Below are 3,686 nucleotides of genomic sequence, written 5' to 3'. Positions count from 1 at the left end.
GTATTGAAACTCACGCTTTTACAGAAGCAGTTAAGTGTTCTGGCAAAAATCGCTTTTTGCAAGATGGTAATAGTACAGTAATTGAAAGCCGTGGTGAACTAGTGATTGACGCGAAACAAATCAAGGGAGTACCATTCTTTCTCACAAGTACAATTGCTCATGTAGTCGAAGATTTTTTAGGGAAAAGTATACAACCAAACCTCATAGCCATGAGCGCGGGAGTGCGCCAGTATCTAAAGCAAAATCCATTAGATTGACATTAGATTGAAAAGCAGAATGTCAATCTAATGGCACACTCATTCATCTAAAAGTCCAGTGGTGGGTGGAGAGTAAATGTATTAAAAGCTAAATGTTCACTATGCATTCGCTATATTTGCTAATTCTAGCCATCGACTTAATTCTTTTTGGTTAATGATGCGTAACTTAGAGAAAGGAATACGGCGTTTAGATGCCCAACGGTAGAGGGTTCGTAAACTAACTTTGTAGCCTATTTGCTCATAGATGTAGTCCGGTAATTCTCGCCCTAAAAGTGGAAATTCCAGATTTTCTAAATCAATGCCAAAATTGGTAAATCGTGCTTTATCCTTCATCAGTAACAATGAAACGTCAGATAAAGAATACTTTTTGAAAGGGTTTTGACGTTTCAGATATATCAGTCCTAATAAATAGCAGCACTCTTTGAGCTTGACTTCTCTCTTGTAAGGCTGAACGCCACATATTCTCAGACAGTTACGCCAAGTTCTTTGACAAATATTCTTACCTAAAATATGTTCACAAGCTGTTTTCACCCAAGCAAGACTGTATGCTTCTTCAATATTTTGCATATTTTGTTGCTCCCTTTACTTCAACAATGCCCAGGTTTAACCTGGGCGCGAAAATTACTCTTCTTCTGCCTGATTAGCAACGTCGGGGGAAATTTTCCCTCTCAAGCGCTTGTTAATCATTCTCTTGTTACTGCGTTCGACATAAACGCCAAAACCGTTTTCCCAAAATACACGGTGCAGTTCTGATAATTTCCACCCCTCAAAGTCGGCAAGTTCCTCCGCTTCTTCAAATAGTGCTGTTGGTACGTAAAGTTCAATCCTGGTCATTCCCTGTGCTTTCGTTCTAGGCATTGTTGCATCCATACTTAATCACCCAAATTATCAAATGATATTGGCTATGGGACAAGAACCCTACAAAATATGCAGATAATGTAGGTTTCTTATATGGTATGTAGCTTGTTTATATTATATTATTAGTGTAGTAGCACATAAGAAAGCAACTTATGCAAAAAGTCAAAGAAATTTTGCTGGCTGAAGGTATCGAGTTCGATGAGGGCGATATTTTGTCCGCCGCATCAGCTATTGGCATGGATGTTGATAATTTGAATGATGCCGAAGCCCAAGAAGTGGCAATTCAAGTTACACAAGCCAAGAAATCAACTGCCCTGACCACTAAGTCCAAGAATAGCAATGCCAAGTTGGGTAAAAACTCACCCCGCCGTAAATCCACTCCTCCATTGCAAGGAGCGATCGCTCATGCATCCCAGGTTTCAAATCAAGAAATTCAATCTCTGGAGGATGTTCTCAACGTCGGGATTGATGCTTACACAACTGATAAAGCAGACCAGTTGTTATCGACGATTCGCAATGCCCCCAAGGATGTGGTGAGTAAGTTTGTCTCTAAAGCGATGGAGGAGGAAGCTGACGTAGATTCCTTTCGTGCAATCGGTGACGAACTCGTTGCGGGTATTTTCGGTATTAGCCCAACAAATGCGACCGAATAAATTCATTGGATTAGCAGCAGTACTGAATCTGCTGCTATTGACCCTCGTTTTGGGCATGGCAATATATGGAGCAACAAGACCAAACCCATCGCAAAGCATTAAATATTTACCTGAAGAAGGACGGGGAATTGAATCTGTCGGGGCTGACACTAGAAAACCTGTCTTCAGAAGAATTCCTAATAGTCCAGCAACTTATTGATGAGTCGAGAACGCGATCTCAGTCCAATAGACAGATTGAGGAATTGATGCAACGGGGAATGATGGCTCAAACTGCGATCGCAGCAATAACAGTATTGATGTTTTCATTCATGGGCATATATGGCATAACCCGATATATCGGGTCACAAGTTCAACAAGTTCAGCAGACTTATACCAATTTTAAGTAGTAGGGGGGAGAAAGAAATGTTAGGAAAATGGCTTCCTGGTTTATTTGGCGGTAAAGGTAACGGAGTAGTATCAACTGATTTAAGAGTTGGGGATGCTACCCAAATTGAAGGAAATCTCCCTTCATCAATCAGCGAACGCTACACATTGCCAGCTTACACGACTGCACAGCAGGTTCTGGATGAAGCAGAAGTGGCTGGCAATTTGAAAGCACAGAAGTGGTTACATACAAAGTTCTCCCGGCACAAGCTCAAACAGTTGCAATCCTTGGCAGAGATGTATAAAAACCAGTTGGCATATTCTCAAGAAGCCATGAAAGTTGAGGAAGATTTGCAGCGAACTAGGGCGTTACATGGAGAGGCGGTGATCCGTCATGCCTTCGGGTCGCAGGAACAACAACGCCAGTTGGGGGGATACGAAAAAGCATTTGATGAAGTGGGTGACTCATTCAGATTTTAGGTTATTCAGATTTTAGGTTATGCAGAATAATCAAACTTCTCTTATTAAATTATCCTTTGTTGGATATGCAGTGTGTGGGGTTGGGCTATCAATGTTGATGGGTTTTTTATCAGTTGCTAGCCCAGTCAGTCAATACATTCTTTGGTTTATCGGCATAATTTCCATCTGCTGCATATTTCTAGGGTTATTCAACTTTGCCGGCTTAGTCGTCAAAGGATTCGGCTTTAACCGCAAAACTTTCACCATCGGCTTGATGCCTGGGGTGATATTCCTGTTTGTGTTTTTGATGTTAGTTTGTGCCGGTGTTGCTTTGGGGGTCAGATAAAAATGACGTTTGAACTAGAACGACTAACCGCCAGTAGTGTGATTCACGCAGAGCGGACTATCTTATGTTCTTTAGGAGCAAGTGCAGTGTTATGTCTGTCTGCTCCTTTTTTCTTAAACACTGACAGAATAACAACTGGGATGCTGCTTGGTGCTGGAACTGTGAGTGCTGGCTTATTTGGAGTATCTGCCCAAATCAGTGAAGGCAAACAGAAAGTATACCGCTCTTTAGAAGAAGCTGACCTGAAATCACTTAAACAGCATTTACAAGGTGAAGCTGTTTATGATTATGTTACCACTGCGATCGCAGCTAAACGCCGAGTTGCTGATTACGTGAATCGGCTACCAATGCAAGAGCGCCCCCGGTGGATTGCTGAATATCAGTTGCAAGGGTTGGTTACACTTCCAGAACCACCAGCACAACAATCACCTTCACCGACTGGTATTCCCAATCCCGATATTGCTGACATTGATGAAGAGTCGGTACAGTCGGTGATTAATCCGGGTGCGATGAAAGTTCTCCAAGCGATCGCAGCTAATTATCCTGAGTACATCAGAATTGATAGTGCTTGGATTGATGAACTGTGTGATGCTGCATCTAATCAAAATATGACCCTTCGCAGTAATCACCATTTTTACCTTTCTGGTGGAACACAGTCTGGCAAATCAACTTTAGCAGGAGTGATTATCAACAAAATTGCTGCAAAATCTCAAACACCAGCAATTGTGATTGGCAGCGATCCAAAGGATG

Annotated in this window: 6 protein-coding genes and 2 pseudogenes; 6 read left to right on the top strand and 2 right to left on the bottom strand. The window is 42.0% G+C overall.

Annotated elements, in window-relative coordinates; translation table 11 throughout:
• Window positions 1-257 (top strand): annotated as a pseudogene (locus tag H6G92_RS38415) (hypothetical protein); the annotation flags it as partial.
• A gap of 99 nt (window positions 258-356) precedes the next feature.
• On the opposite strand, the gene H6G92_RS38410 reads toward H6G92_RS38415, so the two are convergent.
• Both H6G92_RS38410 and H6G92_RS38405 read right to left on the bottom strand, forming a co-directional pair.
• On the bottom strand, window positions 357-824 hold the full coding sequence (locus tag H6G92_RS38410; protein ID WP_190902055.1) for a helix-turn-helix domain-containing protein: 468 nt from the start codon (window positions 822-824) through the stop codon (window positions 357-359).
• 54 nt (window positions 825-878) lie between these two features.
• Entirely contained in the window at window positions 879-1,115 is a 237-nt protein-coding gene (locus H6G92_RS38405) for a hypothetical protein (RefSeq protein WP_242059532.1), read from the bottom strand.
• A 152-nt stretch (window positions 1,116-1,267) separates the two neighbouring features.
• Between H6G92_RS38405 and H6G92_RS38400 the strand changes: the two genes are divergently transcribed.
• The 5 genes and pseudogenes from H6G92_RS38400 to H6G92_RS38380 all read left to right on the top strand — a co-directional run.
• On the top strand, window positions 1,268-1,768 hold the full coding sequence (locus tag H6G92_RS38400) for a hypothetical protein (RefSeq protein ID WP_190902051.1): 501 nt from the start codon (window positions 1,268-1,270) through the stop codon (window positions 1,766-1,768).
• Window positions 1,769-1,833: 65 nt separating this feature from the next.
• Complete coding sequence (locus H6G92_RS38395; RefSeq protein ID WP_190902049.1) at window positions 1,834-2,154, top strand: hypothetical protein; 321 nt, start codon at window positions 1,834-1,836, stop codon at window positions 2,152-2,154.
• 16 nt (window positions 2,155-2,170) lie between these two features.
• Window positions 2,171-2,611 carry a hypothetical protein gene (locus H6G92_RS38390; RefSeq protein WP_190902047.1) on the top strand — a complete coding sequence of 147 codons (441 nt, stop codon included), beginning with the start codon at window positions 2,171-2,173 and terminating at the stop codon, window positions 2,609-2,611.
• A 19-nt stretch (window positions 2,612-2,630) separates the two neighbouring features.
• Window positions 2,631-2,936: a hypothetical protein gene (locus tag H6G92_RS38385; protein ID WP_190902045.1), complete on the top strand. Its 306-nt coding sequence runs from the start codon at window positions 2,631-2,633 to the stop codon at window positions 2,934-2,936.
• A 2-nt stretch (window positions 2,937-2,938) separates the two neighbouring features.
• A pseudogene (locus tag H6G92_RS38380) lies at window positions 2,939-3,686 on the top strand (ATP-binding protein); the annotation flags it as partial.

The organism is Nostoc foliaceum FACHB-393 (assembly GCF_014698505.1).
Lineage (GTDB): Bacteria > Cyanobacteriota > Cyanobacteriia > Cyanobacteriales > Nostocaceae > Nostoc > Nostoc foliaceum_A.
Note: the sequence above shows the minus strand (reverse complement) of the source record. Positions and strands in the feature narration are given on the sequence as shown.